Source organism: Flammeovirga pacifica (genome assembly GCF_000807855.2).
GTDB classification, from domain to species: domain Bacteria; phylum Bacteroidota; class Bacteroidia; order Cytophagales; family Flammeovirgaceae; genus Flammeovirga; species Flammeovirga pacifica.
In genome coordinates this window covers 794,784-814,971 of the sequence record NZ_JRYR02000002.1, presented here as the reverse complement: position 1 = coordinate 814,971, position 20,188 = coordinate 794,784, and the positions used below count along the sequence as shown (strand labels likewise).

The following is a 20,188-nucleotide window of genomic DNA, read 5'->3' as shown; positions in this document are numbered from 1 at the left end:
CGATTTATTTTCGCCTTCCTTTTCTCAAAATTAACTTATCAAACAAAATATTCATTTCCATACGTAGAGCAGTTCTAGTGAACGACTCCAATCGATCAAAAAGGTTTTTCATCTAACTCGATAAACCTTTTAAAAATGAATAATCAACACCTAATAAATAGTCAATAGAAATGAAAAAGTTATTCGCTTTATTAATGGTCGGAGGCATGATGTCTTGTGCTTCTCAAAATGACTCTTTGAAAACTACTATTCAAGAAGACGCTCAGATTCCTCAAATCAAAGAAATGGGATTGAATCTAATTGCTTCTGGTTTTAATGCCGGAGATGGCTATGCCGAAGTTTGGATTAGAGATTTTAATACATTCATTACACAATCGGCAAAAGTGATTGATCACGATGAGATCAAGACCAATCTTTTAAACTTCTTTTACCTTCAAGAAGAAGACGGTAATATTGCTGATGGTTTTATTACAGTTAGACCAGGTTATGATTCAACGTATTACAAAAAAGGAACTTTAAAGCCTGAACTGGCTTACCATAAAAATACGGTGGAAACAGACCAAGAAACTTCTTTAGTGCAAGCAGTCTATAATTACGTGAAAGCAACCAACGATAAATCTATTTTACAAGAAAAGGTAGACGGTGTAACGGTGCTAAAGCGTATGGAGCAATCAATGGATTTCTTAATGAAAGAACGTTTTGATCAAAAATATCAATTACTATGGGGAGCAACAACCGCCGATTGGGGTGATGTTCAACCAGAGCACGATTGGGGTGTAGCCTTAGACGAAAGCTCTCACTTAACCATTGACATTTATGACAATGCAATGTTTGTGATCGCCTTAAATAATATGATTGAATTGGGTGATGCTTCTATTGATCTCCAACGTTGGAAGAAAGTAAAAGAAGATATTACAGCAAATGTAGCGAAGTATCTATGGGACGATAAAAACCAGAAATACATTCCACATATTTATTTAACGAAATCACCTTTCCCTGCCGATTTCAATGAAAATGAAATCATGTATCATGGCGGTACTGCAGTGGCAATTCAGGCAGGGTTCTTAACAAGAGAGCAAATCAAGGTTTCTTTAGATAAAATGATTCAAAATGTAAAAGAATCTGGTGCTCCTTCTATTGGTTTAACATTGTATCCGGTATATCCAGAAGGATATTTCAAAAATACAGGAATGCATCCTTATGGCTACCAAAACGGTGGTGATTGGACTTGGTTTGGTGCCCGTATGATTTCTGCTTTGATTGAAAACGGTTACGAAAAAGAGGCTTGGGAAAGTGCACAACCTATGTTTGATAGAGTACTTAAAAACAAAGGGTTCTATGAGTGGTACACTCGTGATAACCAACCGACTGGATCAGGTATGTTTAGAGGCTCAGCAGGTGTATTACTAGATGTTATCGATGCTTTTAACGAATACGCTGAACAATAGGAAGAAGATGAAAAAGACATTATTTTTTCTATTATTTAGTATTGGGTTAACTGCTTTCGGACAATACATTGATCCATTAGAAGCAGTAGATCCAAACATAGGAACCGTACATTCAAGATGGTTTTTCTACACACCCGCAGCCAATCCTTTTGGTATGGCAAAACCGGCTCCATCTACCAATGGATCTTATGGTAACGAATGGGGGTGGGAAGCTGTGGGTTACGATGGCACACACACTTCTATCGAAGGCTTTGTAAATTTCCATGAATTCCAAGTAGGAGGTATTTCTTTGATGCCTACCAATGGTGAATTAATAACAATTCCTGGGAAATTAGAAAACGTAGAAGAAGGGTACCGTTCTACTTTCCAAAAGGAAAATGAAATGGCTCAACCTGGATATTATTCTGTACTCTTGGATGATTACAACATCAAAGCAGAGCTAACGTCTACGCCTAGAGTTTCTTTCCATAAGTATACTTATCCCAAAGGAGAAAATCATTTGATATTCGACATTGGGAATACACAAGGTGAAAGTGGTCCTGTGGTAGATGCTGCAGTAAGTATGATAGATGATCATACCATAGAAGGGTATGTGATTACACATCCTGGCTACGTGAAATATTACCAACCGGGTGCTTATGTAAAAATGTATTTTGTTGCTAAGTTGGATAAAACCACAAATTCTATCCTTTCTTTTAATAAAGAGGATGTGCATTTTGGAAGTAAAACTGCTTTAGGAAAAGGGGCTGGTTTAGCTTTAACTTTTAAAGGTGATGAGGCTTATCAAGTAGAAGTAAAAATCGGTCAATCGTATACTTCTATTGAGAATGCTCGATTAAACTTGAAAGAAGAAGCCAATGATTTAACCTTTGATCAAGCCAAAGAAAAGGCACAAAATAAATGGAGAGAGATGTTAGGTAAGATCGCTGTAAAAGGTGGATCTAAGGAACATCAAACTAAATTTTATACGGGTCTTTATCATGCCTTATTGGGTAGAGGTTTGAGTAGTGATGTTAACGGTCAATACCCTTCCATCACTGGAGAAGTAGGACAGATAGCCATAGATTCATTAACGAATCAACCTAAATACAATCATTACAATACGGATGCTGTTTGGGGGGCATTTTGGAACCTTACGCAACTATGGGCTTTGGCCTATCCAGAATATTACAATGAGTTTGTACAATGTCAATTGGATATCTACAAAGATGGAGGTTGGTTAGCCGATGGTGTTGCCACCAATAAATTTGTTTCTGGTGTGGGTACCAATTACACCGGTTTACTAATTGCCAGTGCTTTTAATAGAGGAATCGATCAATACGATCATGAAGTGGCATATCAAGCCGTTCGTAAAAACGAATTAGGTTGGATGAACCGTCCTTTAGGAGCAGGAAAAGCAGATACAAAAGTCTTTGTAGAAGAAGGTTTTGTTCCTTTAACTCAGAACAATGAGTATTATTCGGCTTCCAATGCAGAAGGATCTCAATTTTCGGCATCACATACTTTAGAGTATAGTTTTTCTACCAATGCTGCCATGCAAATGGCTAAAAAGTTACATCATAATGATGACGCAAAGATGTTTGCAGCTTATGGCAAAGGATGGGAAAAACTTTTTGATGAGGAAACAGGTTTTATCCGACCAAAAACAACAGACGGTCAATTTGTAAAAGACTTTGATCCTAAAAAAGTATGGACAGGCTTCCAAGAAGGAAATGCTTGGCAATACACATTCTATGTTCCACATGATGTAGAAGGATTGTCTCAAAAAATTGGTCCGAAAGAGTTTGTAGATCGATTGGATGGTGTTTTCGAAACAGCCGCAATTACAAAATTTGGAGGTGGAGAAAAAGTGGATGCCTTTGCTGGTTTACAAAATGTATACAACCACGGAAATCAACCTTCATTACACATTTCTTGGATGTATAATTTTACGGATCAACCCCATAAAACACAATATTGGGTAAGAGAAATTTGTGATGTCTTTTACGGAACTGATGAAACACATGGTTACGGTTATGGTCAGGACGAGGATCAAGGACAATTAGGTGCATGGTATGTATTAGCGGGTATCGGTTTATTTGATGTAGCCGGCGGTACATTAGAAAACCCCACACTACAATTGAGCTTACCTCAATTTGATGAAGTAAAAATCACTCTTGATCAACAATTTTATGAAGGAGAATCTTTTGTCATTAAAACAAAAGGAGATCCAACAAAAAATAGGTATATCAAATCTTCTGCATGGAACGGACAATCTCTCGATAAGGTATTCTTACCATGGTCGGAGTATGTAAAAGGTGGAGTGTTAGAAATGAAATCTTCTGCTAAACCAACGAAATAGATTTGGTTCTCTTCCATTCTAAATCGTGAGCAAATGCGAAAGTGCCTAAAAGCATAAAAAAGGGAAGGTGACTCATTCTATATTGAGCCACCTTCCCTTTTTATTTTTGGGTGAATACTAATAAAAACGTCTAAAATTCTAACGATAAACCATTTTTAGAAAGACACCAAAAATTCTATGTGACTTTTGAAAGGAATGATACACTTTTGTGCCAATGAAGACTAAAAAGCTGTAATATATAGAATATTACGCCACCCTTAGGTAATTGTGATACACTACTTTTGTATACCACTGAATCATCTTAGTTTCTTGATGGGGTTTTGATTTGTAGACATTAAATGAAGGAGTAGATACGATGGATTTTTGCGCTACCACTTCAATCAGTGTTTGTAATAATGGGAGATCTTTGAGATAGTGGTATATTTTTTCAAATTCTAAACGGATTTTATATCGGTGATATTTTGCTCCAAAATGCCAACGTACAAAAATGTAGGACTTTCGGACAGATGGGGAATCAGAATGCCAATAAATGTATCTTCGATCGGCATACAGCTCGTATTTATTTTTTCTTTTGGGTGAGATAAAAGCGGATGTTTTATTTAAGCTACCCACTACTTTTTTACGGGCAAGTGCAAGGTTATGAGCTTTTGTAGCATTGTATTGTCCATCAATACTATTTCTTTTTATTTCTCTATATAAGGTGGAGAGATGTACCCCTAGTACTTCGGCAATGCGCTGTTTACTTCCTCCATGTTGGAGTAAATATGCTAACTGTTCTCTTTGGGCTAAAGTAAAATGGGCCATGATATTAATAATGGAAAAACCTTAAGAACAAAGGCTAACTCTATGTTCTTAAGGATGTTTGTAATTGTGGTGGAGAGGAGTGATACATTACTATTTCAACACCTACATTATAGTTATATTTAAATAACCACCTCTAAATTTTTGATTTGATAATCATTTAAAGTCCATGTATTGCTAGAAGCGTGATCTTTAATCTGATGTAAAAGTTCTAAAAGCAAAGTGGTCTCAACGTCTAACATAATGTTATCAATCTCTTGGAAATAAACTTCCATGCCGTCATTTCTTTCTAACTTTAATTCCAGTTCGCTTACATCCGCAACCAGTTTATTTTTTTCGACAATTTTCTCTTTATATTTTGAATGAGAAGCATCCATATTGCTTAACTCATTCTCAACATAAGTCAATTGATTTTTCTTCTCGTTCAATTCTGAAGTTCTACTTTCAAAACGAGTTTTCTTTTTCTCTGCAGAGATTTCCTTTAGCACGCTAGAGGAATTGTGGTAAATGTATTCTTGGTGAATACCATCAAAGGTTTTTTGGGTATCTTCTTCTGTTGTACACGAAAAAGACAGTACTCTATTGAAGAGTGCAGTTTTGTCTGCTTCTAATAACATGATGAATAGTTTCGTTAAGTCAGTGCAATGAAATAGTTAGCTTATTTACATACACTTGGTATAAAAAATATTTGCTTGCAATGTTAATACATGTAAAATTAAGTTGCAAGTTTTAGAAGATTTTTTTGAATTACACTATATTCAGATCACTATAATTTAAGCCAAAAAAATACAATAGGTATATATATATGAACCATTCTTCCCACAACAAAATCGTATCCTTTATTTGGTCGATTGCAGACGACTGTCTTAGAGATGTTTACGTTTGAGGAAAATATAGAGATGTTATCTTACCCATGACGGTTTTACGCCGTTTGGATGCGATATTGGAAGATTCTAAAGAAGAAGTATTAGAAGAACAGTATGCAGATTTTGGAAGCGAACTTTATGGAATACTTACAGGGGTTCAGTCCTAAGGTTCAAGAGATCATCAAACATTTTATGACGGTTACATTAGGGGTTGGGGGGATATTCCAGAAGAAAGCTGAGTTAGAATGCTTAACCTCAAAAAAAGAGTCACTGAACATCCCGACTTCATCAAGAAATTTTTAAAAAACCCCGATGATCAAAACAAACTTATCGCCTTCCAAAAAATCATGGATGAGGTAATGGCAGAACAACGTCGTAAGGAAATCAATATGTATAAAAGTTACATTAAAGATGACGTTTTTAAGAGTAGTTTGGTGGAGCAGATGATGAGGATTGTGGGGAGATAATTTTCTTAATTTATAATATTATTAATATATCAAAACTTATGAATACAAATACAATTTCTAAAAATGAAAAAACAGATTTTTGGTTTACTATTTTGAAAACATCTCTAAAAATTCCTGGGGCTAAAATTGAAAGAGAATATTTTTTACGTAAACAATTTTCACGGTACCTTAATGATTCTGAACTAAAAAAAGTGATTGAAACATCTCCAAGTATTGCAGGTGTGAGTAACAAAATAATTGGCAAAGTAGCCAATTCATGTATAAATTGGCAGACTGCTCAGATTACTGGACTATCTTTTTTAGCTGGAATACCTGGTGGTTGGGCAATGGCTGCAACTATTCCTGCTGATTTAACACAGTTTTATTTTCAATCTATCCAACTAATACAAAAATTAGCTTATTTGTACGGGTGGTCTGAAATTTTTGATGCGGAAGAGGATGGGACGGTTAGTGACGAATCATTGTTAGTTTTATCATTATTTTTTGGAGTTATGTTTGGCTCTTCACAAGCCAACAAAGCAATTATGGCTCTTTCTGAAAATATGGCTAAGGAAGTTGTAAAAAGATTACCTCAAAAAGCATTAACGAAGTATGGTATATATAATATATCAAAAGAAGTTGGTAAATGGATAGGTTTAAAAGTTACAAAGGATTCATTTGCTCTAAGTGTATCTAAATCTATACCAATCTTAGGAGGTGTTATATCGGGAGGAATTTCTCTGGCAACAATGAAATTGATGTCAAATAAACTTATTATACACTTAAAAGAATTACCACAAGCAACCGTTAATGAAATCGAAAATAGTATTATTATTGAAAATGTTGAAGAAGTATTAGAGGCTGATAATAAAGATTTTCTAGAGCTTGAAAAAATAAAATGTTTAATAAATTTAATGAAGGTAGATAAAGAAATACATCCCCAAGAAGAAAAATTTATTTTAAATATTATTGAAAAAAGTGAAATAGCATTTGAAAAAAAAATAACATTAATTGACGATATGAAATCAGTTCAATTTTTAAATATTGATTTTAAACTTTTAAAATCTGAATCATTTGAAAGCATTTCATTAATTACAATTTTATTGGAATTATCTAAAATTGATGGAAATTTTGATCTAAGAGAAAAATTATACATTAAAGAAATTAGTAAACAGTTAGATATTGAGAATGAAGTAAATGAACTTTTAAATTGATAATGTCACATGTATATTTAAAGACCCAATATTTTTAAATCCAAAAATAAGGAAATCTCTTCTAAATTAGAATAAGAAAACTTTGAATCAGAAGCAACTTTATAAACTTGTAGAAAAACTAAAATCAGGGAAGTCATATAAAGCCAAACAACTATGTGATTACCTAGAAATAAGTGAAAGAACATTAAGGAATTATAAAAAAGAATTATATAAAAATTATGGTCTTGAGATAAACATTGATAAAGAATATTTTTACTCAATTACTAAAGAAACAATTGAAAAAAATGACTTTTATGGTTTCATGACCAGAGGAATAGAGAAAGAAGTCTTAACTAATATTGAGAATAAAAAATTTTTGATGTTAGATTCTTCTCAAAATGATAAAAATAATAATATAGGCTATCTCCCTTTATTTTTTGATGCTTTAAAAAAGGAACAAAAGGTTGAGTTTATTTATGAAAAGTTTGATCAGTCAAATCAATTTAAAGTAATTCTACAACCTTACTTTATCAAGCAATATCAACAGCGTTGGTATTTGATAGGTATTAAAGATAATGATCCTACTAAATATGGTATAAGGTGTTATGGTGTGGATAGGGTACAATCACCAATAGCTATGGAGGAGAGCTATAAAAGAAATATCAATATAGAAAGTGAGATAATTAATTTATATGAGAATTCTATTGGAGTATTTTCAAATGGAGAAATAGAAGAAGTAATATTATCTTTTTCAACAAAGAAAACTCCTTATATAACGAAAGTCCCATTTCATAAGTCTCAAAAATTGAATACTGAAAAAACTAATGAAAAATGGACAACATTTAAGTATCAGTTAAGAATTAATGAAGACCTTATTTATAGAATTCTTTATTATGGAAAAGAAGTAAAAGTAGAGTCACCAGAATCATTAAGAAAGATGATTAATGAGCAAATAAAAAAAATATCAACATATTATTAGGGTAGGAAACATTTTTTCCTACCTCCTAGTATACCTTTGAACTATATCTACAAATTAAACTATTGAATCATGACTGTTAAAGAATTAATGCTTGCTGAAGAAGCAATCCAAAAATCAATTTTTGCTATTACACCTGATGAAGAAGGAACTGAACCTATAAGTGATGGTGTAGTCAATCCTGAATTGTATTTAAACGCTAAGTTTAAAATTTTATGGATTTTGAAGGAACCGCATGATCCCTCTGGAGGTGGATGGAGTTCAAATGAGGCGTTTAACAATTTGGAATCTTGGGCATCTCAACCTTCTACAGGAAAAAATCTTTTAAAAAAAGTTAACTATGCTACATATGGTATATTAAATAATTTTATGGAATGGGGAGATTTACCAGAAATAAATCAAAAGAATGATGTTTGGAAAGCATTGAAAAATATAGCGTACATTAATATTCGAAAACTACCAGGAGAAAGTAGTTCTGATGAAAGAGTCATTAGTACTGCCTATGCAAAACATAAAGACCTTCTTTTACATCAAATCGATACTTATCAACCTGATATAATAATAGGTGGTAATACTTTATGTCATTTTTATAATGATTTGAAGCTTGATGAAATACCTCCTGTGAAAATGGGTGAAAGAATATATTATCCTACTAAAGAAAAAATATTTATTGATGCTTATCATCCATCATATGTAATGAAAGAAGAAGAGTATGTTGATAATATAATTTTAGCAGTAAAAGATTGGTACTACAATTATAAATTAAAATAGATATTAATCTTGAACACGATTTATTATATATACCAATTCAAGGGGTATGTTCTCTTGAATTTAAAATGAATACTGTTAATTTTTATTCTTAAATATATTATTATTTAATAAAGGTGTTAGTATTATGATAAAGACAACACATCAATACATTGATCAGTTTCCCTACAGGCAAAGTAATACTTCTTTGATTTTAGGAACTATTCATCCACATAAAACTGATGATTTTAAAATCAATTTTTTCTATGGTAATAAAGTGACAATTTGGGGAATTTTAGCAGAAGCATTTCCAGACCAAAAGTTTGACAGCCGAACATCCATTGAGAAGACTTTACGAAAAAATAATGTTTGGATTTCAGATATAATCCTTAGTTGTGAAAGAGCGCATGATAGTGTAACTCAAGATGCCCTTTTAGAAAATTTAGAACTGAATTCTGAGATGATTGAAGAAGGAATCAGAAACTCTCTAATCACTGAAATCTTTTTCACAAGTGGCTTTAATAAGAATGGAGCTGCAAAACTTTTTTGTGATGTCTTTTCTATAAAGTCTGAATTAGATTCTAAAAGAGAATTTAAAATTGATGCAAAATATTTTGGTAGAGAGATAGTAGGGAAAGTATTATTTTCTCCATCAGGACAAGCAAATATTGGGATAAGTAACAACAAAGAGTTTATAAAGCAAAGAGATAAATATGTAAACTCAACTCGTGCAGTCCAAGAGTTTAAAGTAGACACATACAGAAAAGCTTTTCATAATCAATTTTCAATTCAAAAAAGTAAAAAGGTAAAATCCTCTCAGTTGTATCTTTCTAAATTATTAATAAAAGAATACCCCAAGGTATGGAATACAATTAAGAGAGTGCTAGATAAATATCAGATATCTCCTTCTTTTTTAGAGGTGACTAATGATATATGGTGTAGAGATTATATGCCAATTAAAACATCAAAAGGAGAATTAGTACAGTTTAGATACGAACCTAGTTACCTAAGAAATAACCCTCAATTACAATCTGATCCAACAGTAGTTAACACAAGTAATAATATTTCAGCAATATATTCAGGTATTAATCTTGATGGAGGTAATATTGAATTACTTGGTGATACTGCTATTTTAACAGAAAGAATCTTTAAAGAAAATCTACCTTTACCAAAGGAAGAAGTCATCAAAAACATTGAAAAGGTTTTAGGTGTAAAATCTTATTTTGTAAGAGATATGACTGAAGATATGACCGGTCATATTGATGGTTACCTTAGAATAATTCGAGAAGGTTTGTTGGTGGTAAATGAGTTGGGAAATGACTTCAAATATATCAGAGATAGCTTTCTTAAAATGAATGATCAACTTGGGTGGGATTATGTTGAAATGCCTTGGTTTGATTATAGAGGGAAAGATAAGACTCCAGAGTGTGCCATTGGTATTTATACCAATTTTTTAGTATTTGATGAGATTGTTCTTTTTCCAATTTTTGAGGTTGAAGGGAATAAAGATAATGAAGCTTTGGAAGTTATATCTAAATTATATCCAGAGAAAAAGATAGAACCTATTAATATAAATGAGGTAGTAATGCAGGGAGGTTTGATTAATTGTATTTCTTGGGTAAACTAAATCAAATTAAAAAATAAGATCAGCCCATGAATTCATCATGGGCTGATGTATTATTTAGAATAAAATTTACTCCATCCCCTCAACCCAAGCACCATTTGCTTGCATTACCATCTTTCCAATTTCATTCAATTCTTTTTTAAGAGGAGTCAATTTAGTGTTCATCCTTTTTTATATAAATGAAGTAGCTTCTAGGGAATATATTCTATTTAGAAATAATATTACTTCATATTAAACAAATCAAAAACGGAATTAAAAATTCTTTTATGAAAAATAAGATGAAATATCCATACTAGTATTAATAATAATGGGTTTAGTAGATAAAGAATTGCGGATACAATTAAAGATAAGATAAGGAATACTTGGATTTTCATGAAGTCTAAATTATCTCAGGTGTTTGCATGGCGATAATTCATATTAGATCAATTATTTTATAATATGTAATCAGTTAGATTTGACAATAAAAATTGAGATAAAAAATATTCTATAGCTCTTGAGCTATTATTTGAGTAGATCTGCTGTAATTGTTCGGTAAATAAAAGAGTTGATGGTAAGTCTTACTTTTGCTACATATGATAACGTTATTACTAAAACAAAAAGAGTACTCGAATTTTAATTATATCATCAAGATATATAAGTATTCTAATTAATTGTCGGTTAGACAATTAATACTAGATTTTTTTTTCCTTATGTAGTGCTATTTCTTTTTGATTTGACTTCTTGAAGTTGTAAATTATTAATAATTATCATTCACCTTAAAACACTCGTGTCTAAAGTCCTTTTTAACTCTACACGAATTCAATTTTCCATTTCAACTTTCTATATAAACATATGTCTTCTAGTAATAATAACGGGATAAGTGATGAATCCTATAATCAAATTTTAAAAGAAAAAGATAAGATCCTGTCACTGATTTATGATACAGTTGGGGATGTAATTTTTGCTTTGAAAGTAAATTCATCAGGTGATTATATATTCAGCTCTGTAAATCAGAGTTTTCTAAATGCCACAGGTCTATTGAAAGATCAAGTGATTGGTAAAAATGTGAAAGAAGTAATTCCAGAGCCTTCTCTTTCCTCAGTGTTAGATTACTATCAACAAGCAATTACTACAAAAACTAGTGTGAGTTGGGAAGAAGTTACACCTTATCCTACAGGTACAAAAGTAGGAGAAGTACGTATTGCTCCCGTTTTTGGTGAAGACGATAATTGTACTATGTTAATTGGTAGTGTTCACGACATTACTGAGAGTAGAAATTATGCAAAAAAATTGGAAGATTCGATGGAGAAAATTGCTCAAAAAAATTATGAATTAGAGCAATTAGGTTATGTAACATCTCATGATTTACAAGAACCACTGAACACAATTCAAAGTTTCTCCATGCTTTTAAATGAAGAATTTAAAAGGATTGACAATAGTGAAAAAATAAATAAGTATTTAAATTATATTTCAAAAGCTACAGGAAGAATGAAAATCCTATTGAAAGGGATTTTAGACTTTAATGTTGTCGGTCGAACAACGGAATTGAAAACTACCAATTTAAAAACTTTAGTAGAAGGAGTATTAAGTGATTTAGCGGGATCTATAATGCAAGAAAATGCGAAGATTACCGTCAGTGACCTACCTACTATGAATGTATATGCATCAGAATTACGTCTTTTGTTTCAGAACTTGATAAGTAATTCAATAAAATACAAAAGACCTGATTATCAACCTTTTATTGAGATAAATGGAAAAGAAAAAGAAGGAAAATGGGAGTTTGAAATAATCGATAATGGAATTGGTATTAGTGAAGAATATTTTGAAAGAATATTCCATGTTTTTCAAAGATTACACAAGAAAAATGAATATGAAGGGGCGGGTATAGGGTTATCCATATGTAAAAAAATAATCGATTTGCATGAGGGTCAAATTTGGGTTGAAAAGAATTCCCCTTATGGAACAAAGTTTTTTTTTACTTTAAGTGATAATTTAGAATGAATAAGAAAATAGATTGTATCATGTGTATTGATGATGATGAAGCTACGAATATATACCACAAAGAGATATTTAAAATGATGGATGTTGTAGATCATCTTTTAATTTTTGATGAAGCTGAAAAAGCAATTCAGTATTTATTAGAACCTTTGGATAAACTGAAAGTACCTAATATTATTCTACTAGACATTAATATGCCTAGAGTGAATGGTTGGGACTTTTTGGATAGTTTTTTAAGAAATGGCTTAGATCAAAAATTAAAGGATACAAAAATAGTAGTTCTTTCTACTTCAGAAAATCCTTTAGATATGGTGAAATTGGAATCTTATCATTGTGTGGACGGGTTTGAAAATAAAGTTCTTGATAAAGATAAAATCAATTCCATTTTGGCGAAATATTAAAAATGGCGGCCTCATAATGTAGACACATTATTAAGACCGCTTTTTGGGTAAAACTCAAAGTTATTAATCGATAATGTGAGGTAATTTATCTTACATTGGATTTGTTGACCATAAAGCGGCACTCTTAAGAAATGCTCTTCTTGGTAATTTTAATCCTGATATAATTAATTCTGCAAAATCTTCTGCTTGTAATACATGGTCGTATGATCCTTCTTTTGCTATACCTAATCCAATAGTCATTTCTGTTTCTATTGTACTAGGAGTAAGGGTAACTACTCGAATATTATTTTTCCTAACTTCTTTCATTAACGATTCTGAAAGTCCAATAACAGCAAACTTAGAGGCTGAATATGCGGATAAGTTAGGGTTGCCATTTAATCCAGCAGTGGAAGCAACATTAAAAATATCACCTTCATTTTTTTCAATTAAATGAGGGAGTACTTCTTTTGTTACATAATACATGCCCATGACATTTACTTGGATAATTTGGCTCCACTCACTCACTTCCATTTCTTCAAAAGAGCCAACACCAGCAATACCAGCATTATTGACCAATATATCTACAGTTCCAAGATCATTGATCAAACTTTTTATACCTTTTTGTACTTCTTCGTAAACACCAACATCAAAAACGGCATAGTAGGCGTTTACACCTAATTTTCTTAATTCTTCGACTACTTGCTTCAATGGTTCTTCAGATCTGCCTGTAATGCCAACATCAATACCTTCTTTAGCAAATGCAATCGCTGTAGCTTTACCTAAACCTTTACTACCGCCAGTAATGATGGCTTTTTTATTTTTTATACTCATTCTCTATAATTTATTTTGTTTTTCTGTCCAGTAATCCATCACAAACACATCTTCTATAATAGGTCCAATTGTTTTTACTAAATCTAGATGGGCAGGGTGGAATAAATATTTTTCTCTTGCAGAAGCATTATTGAATGTAAGTGTGAAACAATAGGTAAACCCTTTACTGTGTCCTTCCATGCTATCATTTTCACCCCATTCTAATGCAGTAATTTCTGGTATTTTATCTTTTAGATCTTCAAATGTTTTTAATGCGTTATCAATTTCTTCTTTTGTTGCCGATGCCTTGTACTTAAGGCTAACAACGTGTTTTAAATTTTTATTTTTGTGATCAGAACCTTTCTCCACTTTGTAACTAATCACTTTGCCTAAATCAAATCGAAATGATCCAGCGACTAAAAAAGGAACATTATTTATTTGTAGTGCATCCAATCCATAATAAATTGAAAAACCAGTTTCTAAATAATGAATTGGCTGTAAAGTACCTTCTTTGTTGAGTGTACAAAGTTGTATACTGCTATCGTCTCTTGTTCCTATTGCTAAGACAGCTTCATTATCGGTTTGTGAGACTAACTCAATTCTTGTTTGTCCTTTTAGTCGTGTATAATCAGAATCTTTTAAAACGGAATGTTGATGTAAACGCCCTTTATTGTCTATTTTAAAAACAGTTAGTGCATCACCATGATAGGTGAAATCTGTGTTTTTAATAAAGCCTTTACGTTTATAATATTTATGATGACGATGACCTACCACCACAAAATGATCTTCACCAAGTTGCACACTACACACAGGGTATGTTCCGGTTAAATATCGGTCGGTCTTATTATCACTTATATTATTGATATTCTTGAAAGAACCATTATCATATACTCTAAAACTACTTATGCCATTGTCTTGAAAACCTCCTGTATATAAATATGTTTTTCCGTTTATTTTATGAGTAGACATTCCAATGATTCCATCCGTATGAATTTTTTCATCATCTTTCATCGATTGAACATGTGATAAGCTACCGTCTTTATTTATTGCAAAACAGCTTAGACCAGGAGTTTCTTCTAAACCACCAATAAACAAGTATGATTTATTTTTCATCTTCACCACTTGTAAAGTGATAGCCACCCCAAGATAAGTATCTTCGGTATCTTCAGTTAATGCCACTCTTTCAATAGAACCATTTTTTTGAATTTGAAATGTTTCAATCACATTTCCATACTTATTGGCTACAAATAGAAAGTCATTACCCAATACGTTGGTAGCAACCATTCCTCTAGCAGGTCCTTTTTGTTTGTATAATTCATGGTTACTTACGGGAGTTAACTGTCCGTTTTCTGATAAACTAAATACATCTATATTACCGAAACCTCCTACATAAACATAATTTTTCCCATCTTTCTCGTAGTGGGTTACTGTCACTGTATTCTTGGCAGAAATATCTTTAATATCTTGTCTATTAATTACTAAATTTTCTTTCTGTTGCGAAAAAGTAAAAGACGTTTGCCCCGTCAAAAGTAGAAGTAAGAGTAGTGTGAATTTGTTTGTTAGTGTCATGATATTTTATTTTTTTAATATAGCTTTAATTCCTGCTAATGCAATGGCTCTGTCTTGTTCGATACTTCCACCACTTACTCCAATTGCCCCAATAATGACGTTATCTTTATTACGGATCGGCATACCTCCGGGAAATGACACTAAACCACCGTTGGATAATTCTATATTGTAAATGATTCCACCCGGTTGTGTTAATTCTCCAAGTGTACCTGTGTCAATATTAAAATAACGAGCAGTTTTTGCTTTTTTGATGGCAACATCAATACTACCTAAATACGATTCATCCATTCGTATGAACGCTTTAAGATGTGCACCAGCATCTGTAACAGCTATGTTAACCAATACATCTGTGGCTTCCGCTTCTTTTTTGGCGGCTAGGATAATTTTCAGTGCTTCCTCATCAGTAATATCATATGCATTTTGGGCATACAAAGAGGTCGAAAGTGAGAGAATAGAAATCAGAATAAAAAATAATGCTTTATACATTTTACAAAGTAATTAAGTAATTAGCTGCAAAATTGATAAAGCAAAAGGAATAAAAAGTTGAACTTGTTCAATTCTTTAAAAAAAGATTATTGTTTTTTGATTTTACTCAAGAATTCATGGCGTATTCCTAAATAACTTGCTAATTGTTTATCTTTTATTTTTGAAGCGATATCAGGGTAAGTCTGAATGAAATGAGTATATCGTTCTTTTGCAGTTTCACAATGGTTTCTTATCAATCTTCTTTGCCACGCTACCAATGCTTTTTGAGACATCACTCTAAATAATTTTTCTACAATGGGCATTTTTTCATAAAGCATCATTTTATCATCTCTCTTAATAAGCAATACAGTACTATCTTCTAGTGCTTGCATGTTTAATTCTGAAGGGAGTTGATTTAAAAAACTATCATTATCCATTAACCACCAATCTTTTGCAGCAAAATAGAGTGTGTTATCATTTCCTTTTTGATCATAAGAAAATATTCTGAAACACCCATCCAATACAAAGCCTTCAAATCGACAAATGTCACCTTGTTGTAAAAGAAATTTTTTTTTATCGACAGATGTAGATTGGAAATAAGGAGATAATTGATCCAATTCGTCATCAGAGATGGAGATATGTTTTCGGATGTTATCAATTAATAGTTTGTCCATGTAGTTTTTTGATGAGCAAAAAAAAAGAAATATTATAAGTTGATGAGTAGAATAGTTCCTTAAATATATGATGTTATCGTAAAGCGGACAAAAATAGAATAAGTTAATTTTAGAAGAAGGATAAACCAACTTCAATCAATTCACTTATTCTATATTCATGTCATAATTATATATGTCTAATTTTTTTTTAGAAATTCTATTGCTGTAATCTTAAGAAATCATCGTATGTTAAATATTCCAATCCTTTTCTAGTATTTGAAAGGTTATTCGCTATAGATTTACCCAGAAGATCCACTTTAATTCCTCTATATTTTCTCATGCCACCATGAAAAATGTAATCCAATTTTGGCCAGACCACTAAAAAGAAACCTTACACTATTCCATATCTATTTTGTGGTGTCATTATCATAGAAGGTTGATAAACGCTGACACTATCAAAGTTTAATTTTACTAATTCATCTACTAGTTCTCCTTTAGCTCTCATATAGTAATTCATAGATTTACTATCAATACCTATGGAGGCTAAAAGATGAAAGTGTTTTACCCCTTTTTCTCTACAATTTTTAGCAAAATTGACGACAGCAGTTTTATCAATAGCAATAAATTCTTCTTTAGATACTTTAGTTGCCTCGCCAACACCTAAAGTACAAATGGCAATGTCACAATCTTTTATATCTTCTTTATATGATTCTGGCTGATGTATATCGATTTTCACCTGTTCTAAATGTGATGGTGTGTTTTCTAATTCAACAGGTCTTCTTCCTAAAGATAAAATACGAGTTACATTATTTAATTGGAATAATTGTTTTAACGCTTGAGTACCAACGGCACCTGTTGCCCCCAAAAAGACGACTCTATAATTTTCTTCCATGGAAAGTATCTAAATTTAAAATGGATTGTATTTCAATTTACAATATGATTAAAAATTTAATTCAATTCCATTATTTATTTATTATTCCACCAATTTATATCTACCTATATGATTGGTTAAATCGCCTCCTAAATATAAATAACCATTATGTTCTTCAACAGAACTAGCTTCAGAAACGATTTCTCCAGATGGTTCATAGTATGTTTTTATTACTTTTCCCTTAGGATCAAGATGCATGATCATACCAAAAGATTCTTGTTTTGGTTGAAGCCACATAGGTGTAGCGTAGATGAGTTTTTTCATAAATGGTTTGGGTTGAAATTTATCTAATGTGTCATCTCTTCTAGTTGTAAAGCCCACCCAAAAACTACCATCAGTTCTTCGTGCTACTCCGTTAGGTAGTCCTGGTAAATTATCAATAAAAACATCTGTAGTCCCTTGTTTATCTCCTTTTAGCCAATATCTAATAATTCTATACTTTGTTAATTCAACCAATAAGACAAACTCATCATTTTGTGATAATGCTACTCCGTTAGCAAAGTAAGCACCATCAATTAAAGTTTCTACCGATTTTGTGTCGGGGTTATATTTATATAAACCACCTTCTGGTTTTACTTCAAAGATTATCTTTCGAGCGTGCTTTCTACTAAATTTTACGTTTGAAGAAGTATTTGAAAAATAGATATTCCCATCTTTGGCAATGTCAACATCATTAAGCATCAAAAAAGGGTTTCCCTTTTCATCTTTTTCAGTAAGAACGGTCATTTCCCCTTTATTATTTATACTCGCCAAACCAATATTGGGGATACAAGCAATCAAATTTTCCTCTTTATCAAATTGCAAACCTGTTACCCAATTATTTGTATTGCAAAATTCTTCGACATTTCCCGCAGTGTCAATTTTTAGAATTCGACCATCAGAAAAATCGGAAGCAGAAACATGGGCACCACAATAGATATTTCCTTCTTTATCTACCGCAATATCTTCAGGTCCGTACCATCCTTTTAAGTCTATCCATTCAGTAGAAGAGAGGAGGTCGTTTTCTTCATAACTGCCTACCAATTCTGGTTTTTTAGGGGGTGTCCATGCAGAAGGAAGAATAGAACATGCTTGAAAACTGAAATTTCCAATAAATAAAACAAATGCGAGAGATACAGAATAAATTACTTTTTTTGTGATCATTTTTTAAAGTTTTAGATGAATGATGCACAAATTAAGTCAGTACTAAATTGTCTCGCATTGACTTTTGTTAAGAAAGAGATATTTGTTTTCTTACCCTACTTAAAGATTCAGGGGCTATTCCTAAATAGGTAGCTATTTGATGTTGTGGAACACTTGTAACAATTTTTTTATCATGACTTTCAATAAAATCAAGATATTTTTGTTTAGCCGTTAAACTCTGCATTTTTCGAGTTCTTTCTATCACACAGAGGTAATTTTTTTCAGCAATTATTCTCCCTAGCTTTTCAAATTTGCTATCAAATTCGTAGAGTTCCTTCATAGTATTATAGGAAATTGAATAGACTATACTATCCTCTATAGCTTCTAAAAATTCAATACTAGGAGTTTGGGTAATAAAACTAGAATAGACAGTAATGAATTGATTTTCACAAGCAAAATAAGTATTGATTTCTTTACTATCCTGTAAATAATACGTTCGTAATAAGCCTTTTTCTATAAAATAGATATGGTTAACTACCTTTTCTTGGTTCACAATAATTGATTTTGTAGCGAAATGATGCCTGACCAATTTGTCTTCAAGAAATTGAAATTCAGTATCAGTTAGTTGAATGAGAGTAGATAACGATTTTTTAAGTGATTGCATTGTATTTAAGAAAGTGAATAAGATACTTTTTTGAAGAACGAATCTTCAAAAGTAAAAAAATATCAATTAATTCGAGACTAGCTTTAACCCAGCAATAGAAGCAATTAAAGTGGATAGAAAAAATATCCTCCAAAAGGTGGCAGGTTCATGAAAGACAAGAATACCAATAATTACCGTACCCACGGCACCTATACCAGTCCAAACAGCATAAGCTGTCCCAATGGGTAGTACTTGTGTGGCTTTCATTAAAAGTAGCATACTTATGGTTAAGCAAACACCAAAACCAATATACCAATAGACGGTTTCTGTTCCAGTAGTCTCTTTCGCTTTACCTAAACAAGTGGCAAATGCCGTTTCGAATAATCCTGCGATAATTAATATGATCCAATGCATAGTGTAGTAAAAATAGTTTTTTATTAAAGTCTATAATTTAAATGTAATTTTTAGTATTGATAACATTCATATTATCTTAATAAATATCAATCTAATCAAAATATACCTGTGTAACTTATACGCTTATATAAATACTTCTAAATTTGTAGTAACATTGATTTATTACTTATCAGAGGTTATAAATTACACCAAAAAACTAAATTAAATCTAAAATTATCAACCTACCTTTCAAACTCTAACGGTACATGAACAAACAACTATCAACTTTTAAAAACTTTTACATGAAGCATTATAGTAATCTATGTGCTTATGCATTTCAATTTCTTAAATCCAAAGATTTAAGTGAAGATGTGGTGCAAGAAGTTTTTATGCAGTTATATGAAAAAAATGAAAAATTAAATGAAATTAATTCCCCCGATCAATACATTTTTAGAGCAGTAAAATTTAAATGTTTGGATGTGGTTCGTCACAATCAATTGGTCCAACAAAAAGCCAATAAGATAGAAACTACTTATTATGGAGATCAACAATACGTGGATTCTACTTTAGAAATGAAAGAATTAAATGCACAAATAGAGAGTTGTTTACATAAAATGCCAGAACAATACAGAGAACCACTTTATCTTTCTAAATTTTTATCAAAAAAAAATAAAGAAATTAGTGAGATAATAAATAAAACACCAAAACAGGTTGAAAATGCGATATATAGAGGTTTGATACAGCTGAAAAAATGCTTGAAAGACCTCAGTTGTGAAATAATTTAAGTGTGAATTAGTGTTAAA

General features: G+C 31.7%; 21 protein-coding genes. 11 read left to right on the top strand and 10 right to left on the bottom strand.

Annotated features, from left to right (window positions below; all coding sequences use genetic code 11):
* The first annotated feature begins 170 nt into the window (after window positions 1-170).
* The gene (locus NH26_RS22290) at window positions 171-1,448 is read left to right on the top strand and encodes a glucosidase family protein (protein WP_044220692.1); all 1,278 of its coding nucleotides are present in this window, start codon (window positions 171-173) and stop codon (window positions 1,446-1,448) included.
* A 7-nt stretch (window positions 1,449-1,455) separates the two neighbouring features.
* Window positions 1,456-3,789 (top strand): GH92 family glycosyl hydrolase, encoded by a 2,334-nt coding sequence (locus NH26_RS22285; protein ID WP_052431880.1) that lies wholly within the window; start codon window positions 1,456-1,458, stop codon window positions 3,787-3,789.
* A 246-nt stretch (window positions 3,790-4,035) separates the two neighbouring features.
* On the opposite strand, the gene NH26_RS22280 is transcribed toward NH26_RS22285, so the two are convergent.
* Window positions 4,036-4,593, bottom strand: coding sequence for a helix-turn-helix domain-containing protein (locus NH26_RS22280; protein WP_044220696.1), 558 nt, complete (start codon window positions 4,591-4,593; stop codon window positions 4,036-4,038).
* A gap of 119 nt (window positions 4,594-4,712) precedes the next feature.
* Window positions 4,713-5,207: a hypothetical protein gene (locus NH26_RS22275; protein WP_044220699.1), complete on the bottom strand. Its 495-nt coding sequence runs from the start codon at window positions 5,205-5,207 to the stop codon at window positions 4,713-4,715.
* Window positions 5,208-5,503: 296 nt separating this feature from the next.
* On the opposite strand from NH26_RS22275, the gene NH26_RS25890 reads away from it, so the two are divergent.
* From NH26_RS25890 to NH26_RS22240, 8 genes are all read left to right on the top strand, one after another.
* Window positions 5,504-5,623: a hypothetical protein gene (locus NH26_RS25890; RefSeq protein WP_394331101.1), complete on the top strand. Its 120-nt coding sequence runs from the start codon at window positions 5,504-5,506 to the stop codon at window positions 5,621-5,623.
* 78 nt (window positions 5,624-5,701) lie between these two features.
* Entirely contained in the window at window positions 5,702-5,923 is a 222-nt protein-coding gene (locus NH26_RS25595; RefSeq protein ID WP_044220702.1) for a hypothetical protein, read from the top strand.
* A gap of 38 nt (window positions 5,924-5,961) precedes the next feature.
* Entirely contained in the window at window positions 5,962-7,116 is a 1,155-nt protein-coding gene (locus NH26_RS22265; protein ID WP_052431881.1) for a tellurite resistance TerB family protein, read from the top strand.
* Between the two features lie 82 nt (window positions 7,117-7,198).
* Complete coding sequence (locus tag NH26_RS22260; RefSeq protein WP_044220705.1) at window positions 7,199-8,074, top strand: helix-turn-helix transcriptional regulator; 876 nt, start codon at window positions 7,199-7,201, stop codon at window positions 8,072-8,074.
* A gap of 69 nt (window positions 8,075-8,143) precedes the next feature.
* Window positions 8,144-8,842 (top strand): hypothetical protein, encoded by a 699-nt coding sequence (locus tag NH26_RS22255; protein ID WP_044220708.1) that lies wholly within the window; start codon window positions 8,144-8,146, stop codon window positions 8,840-8,842.
* Window positions 8,843-8,966: 124 nt separating this feature from the next.
* A complete protein-coding gene (locus NH26_RS22250; RefSeq protein WP_052431882.1) occupies window positions 8,967-10,445 on the top strand; it encodes an agmatine deiminase family protein in 1,479 nt (492 codons plus the stop codon).
* 828 nt (window positions 10,446-11,273) lie between these two features.
* On the top strand, window positions 11,274-12,422 hold the full coding sequence (locus tag NH26_RS22245) for an ATP-binding protein (RefSeq protein WP_052431883.1): 1,149 nt from the start codon (window positions 11,274-11,276) through the stop codon (window positions 12,420-12,422).
* Window positions 12,419-12,820 carry a response regulator gene (locus NH26_RS22240; protein WP_044220710.1) on the top strand — a complete coding sequence of 134 codons (402 nt, stop codon included), beginning with the start codon at window positions 12,419-12,421 and terminating at the stop codon, window positions 12,818-12,820. The genes NH26_RS22245 and NH26_RS22240 overlap by 4 nt, the downstream gene beginning before the upstream one ends.
* A 90-nt stretch (window positions 12,821-12,910) precedes the next feature.
* Here NH26_RS22240 and NH26_RS22235 read toward each other — a convergent pair whose 3' ends face one another.
* The 8 genes from NH26_RS22235 to NH26_RS22200 form a co-directional block, all read right to left on the bottom strand.
* Entirely contained in the window at window positions 12,911-13,630 is a 720-nt protein-coding gene (locus NH26_RS22235; RefSeq protein WP_044220714.1) for a 3-ketoacyl-ACP reductase, read from the bottom strand.
* Window positions 13,631-13,633: 3 nt separating this feature from the next.
* A complete protein-coding gene (locus NH26_RS22230; RefSeq protein WP_044220718.1) occupies window positions 13,634-15,178 on the bottom strand; it encodes a Dabb family protein in 1,545 nt (514 codons plus the stop codon).
* A gap of 6 nt (window positions 15,179-15,184) precedes the next feature.
* Window positions 15,185-15,664: a GlcG/HbpS family heme-binding protein gene (locus NH26_RS22225; protein WP_044220721.1), complete on the bottom strand. Its 480-nt coding sequence runs from the start codon at window positions 15,662-15,664 to the stop codon at window positions 15,185-15,187.
* A gap of 86 nt (window positions 15,665-15,750) precedes the next feature.
* Window positions 15,751-16,317, bottom strand: coding sequence for a Crp/Fnr family transcriptional regulator (locus NH26_RS22220; RefSeq protein ID WP_044220724.1), 567 nt, complete (start codon window positions 16,315-16,317; stop codon window positions 15,751-15,753).
* Window positions 16,318-16,687: 370 nt separating this feature from the next.
* Window positions 16,688-17,188, bottom strand: coding sequence for an NAD(P)H-binding protein (locus NH26_RS22215; protein WP_052431884.1), 501 nt, complete (start codon window positions 17,186-17,188; stop codon window positions 16,688-16,690).
* 81 nt (window positions 17,189-17,269) lie between these two features.
* Window positions 17,270-18,370, bottom strand: a complete 1,101-nt coding sequence (locus NH26_RS22210) for an SMP-30/gluconolactonase/LRE family protein (protein ID WP_052431885.1) — start codon at window positions 18,368-18,370, stop codon at window positions 17,270-17,272.
* A 67-nt stretch (window positions 18,371-18,437) separates the two neighbouring features.
* Window positions 18,438-19,013 carry a Crp/Fnr family transcriptional regulator gene (locus tag NH26_RS22205; RefSeq protein ID WP_044220726.1) on the bottom strand — a complete coding sequence of 192 codons (576 nt, stop codon included), beginning with the start codon at window positions 19,011-19,013 and terminating at the stop codon, window positions 18,438-18,440.
* Window positions 19,014-19,079: 66 nt separating this feature from the next.
* The gene (locus tag NH26_RS22200) at window positions 19,080-19,406 is read right to left on the bottom strand and encodes a DMT family transporter (RefSeq protein WP_044220730.1); all 327 of its coding nucleotides are present in this window, start codon (window positions 19,404-19,406) and stop codon (window positions 19,080-19,082) included.
* A 245-nt stretch (window positions 19,407-19,651) separates the two neighbouring features.
* Here NH26_RS22200 and NH26_RS22195 point away from each other — a divergent pair, with 245 nt between their 5' ends.
* Window positions 19,652-20,170: an RNA polymerase sigma factor gene (locus NH26_RS22195; RefSeq protein WP_044220732.1), complete on the top strand. Its 519-nt coding sequence runs from the start codon at window positions 19,652-19,654 to the stop codon at window positions 20,168-20,170.
* The last annotated feature ends 18 nt before the right edge of the window (window positions 20,171-20,188 follow it).

Coding starts and splice junctions, on each gene's coding strand:
- NH26_RS22245 (WP_052431883.1), top strand. CDS start 11,274: ATGTCTTCTAGTAATAATAACGGGATAAGTGATGAATCCTATAATCAA.
- NH26_RS22230 (WP_044220718.1), bottom strand. CDS start 15,178: ATGACACTAACAAACAAATTCACACTACTCTTACTTCTACTTTTGACG.
- NH26_RS22215 (WP_052431884.1), bottom strand. CDS start 17,188: ATGGAAGAAAATTATAGAGTCGTCTTTTTGGGGGCAACAGGTGCCGTT.
- NH26_RS22235 (WP_044220714.1), bottom strand. CDS start 13,630: ATGAGTATAAAAAATAAAAAAGCCATCATTACTGGCGGTAGTAAAGGT.
- NH26_RS22225 (WP_044220721.1), bottom strand. CDS start 15,664: ATGTATAAAGCATTATTTTTTATTCTGATTTCTATTCTCTCACTTTCG.
- NH26_RS22220 (WP_044220724.1), bottom strand. CDS start 16,317: ATGGACAAACTATTAATTGATAACATCCGAAAACATATCTCCATCTCT.
- NH26_RS22290 (WP_044220692.1), top strand. CDS start 171: ATGAAAAAGTTATTCGCTTTATTAATGGTCGGAGGCATGATGTCTTGT.
- NH26_RS22250 (WP_052431882.1), top strand. CDS start 8,967: ATGATAAAGACAACACATCAATACATTGATCAGTTTCCCTACAGGCAA.
- NH26_RS22265 (WP_052431881.1), top strand. CDS start 5,962: ATGAATACAAATACAATTTCTAAAAATGAAAAAACAGATTTTTGGTTT.
- NH26_RS22280 (WP_044220696.1), bottom strand. CDS start 4,593: ATGGCCCATTTTACTTTAGCCCAAAGAGAACAGTTAGCATATTTACTC.
- NH26_RS22200 (WP_044220730.1), bottom strand. CDS start 19,406: ATGCATTGGATCATATTAATTATCGCAGGATTATTCGAAACGGCATTT.
- NH26_RS22205 (WP_044220726.1), bottom strand. CDS start 19,013: ATGCAATCACTTAAAAAATCGTTATCTACTCTCATTCAACTAACTGAT.
- NH26_RS22285 (WP_052431880.1), top strand. CDS start 1,456: ATGAAAAAGACATTATTTTTTCTATTATTTAGTATTGGGTTAACTGCT.
- NH26_RS25595 (WP_044220702.1), top strand. CDS start 5,702: ATGCTTAACCTCAAAAAAAGAGTCACTGAACATCCCGACTTCATCAAG.
- NH26_RS22240 (WP_044220710.1), top strand. CDS start 12,419: ATGAATAAGAAAATAGATTGTATCATGTGTATTGATGATGATGAAGCT.
- NH26_RS22275 (WP_044220699.1), bottom strand. CDS start 5,207: ATGTTATTAGAAGCAGACAAAACTGCACTCTTCAATAGAGTACTGTCT.
- NH26_RS22195 (WP_044220732.1), top strand. CDS start 19,652: ATGAACAAACAACTATCAACTTTTAAAAACTTTTACATGAAGCATTAT.
- NH26_RS25890 (WP_394331101.1), top strand. CDS start 5,504: ATGACGGTTTTACGCCGTTTGGATGCGATATTGGAAGATTCTAAAGAA.
- NH26_RS22210 (WP_052431885.1), bottom strand. CDS start 18,370: ATGATCACAAAAAAAGTAATTTATTCTGTATCTCTCGCATTTGTTTTA.
- NH26_RS22255 (WP_044220708.1), top strand. CDS start 8,144: ATGACTGTTAAAGAATTAATGCTTGCTGAAGAAGCAATCCAAAAATCA.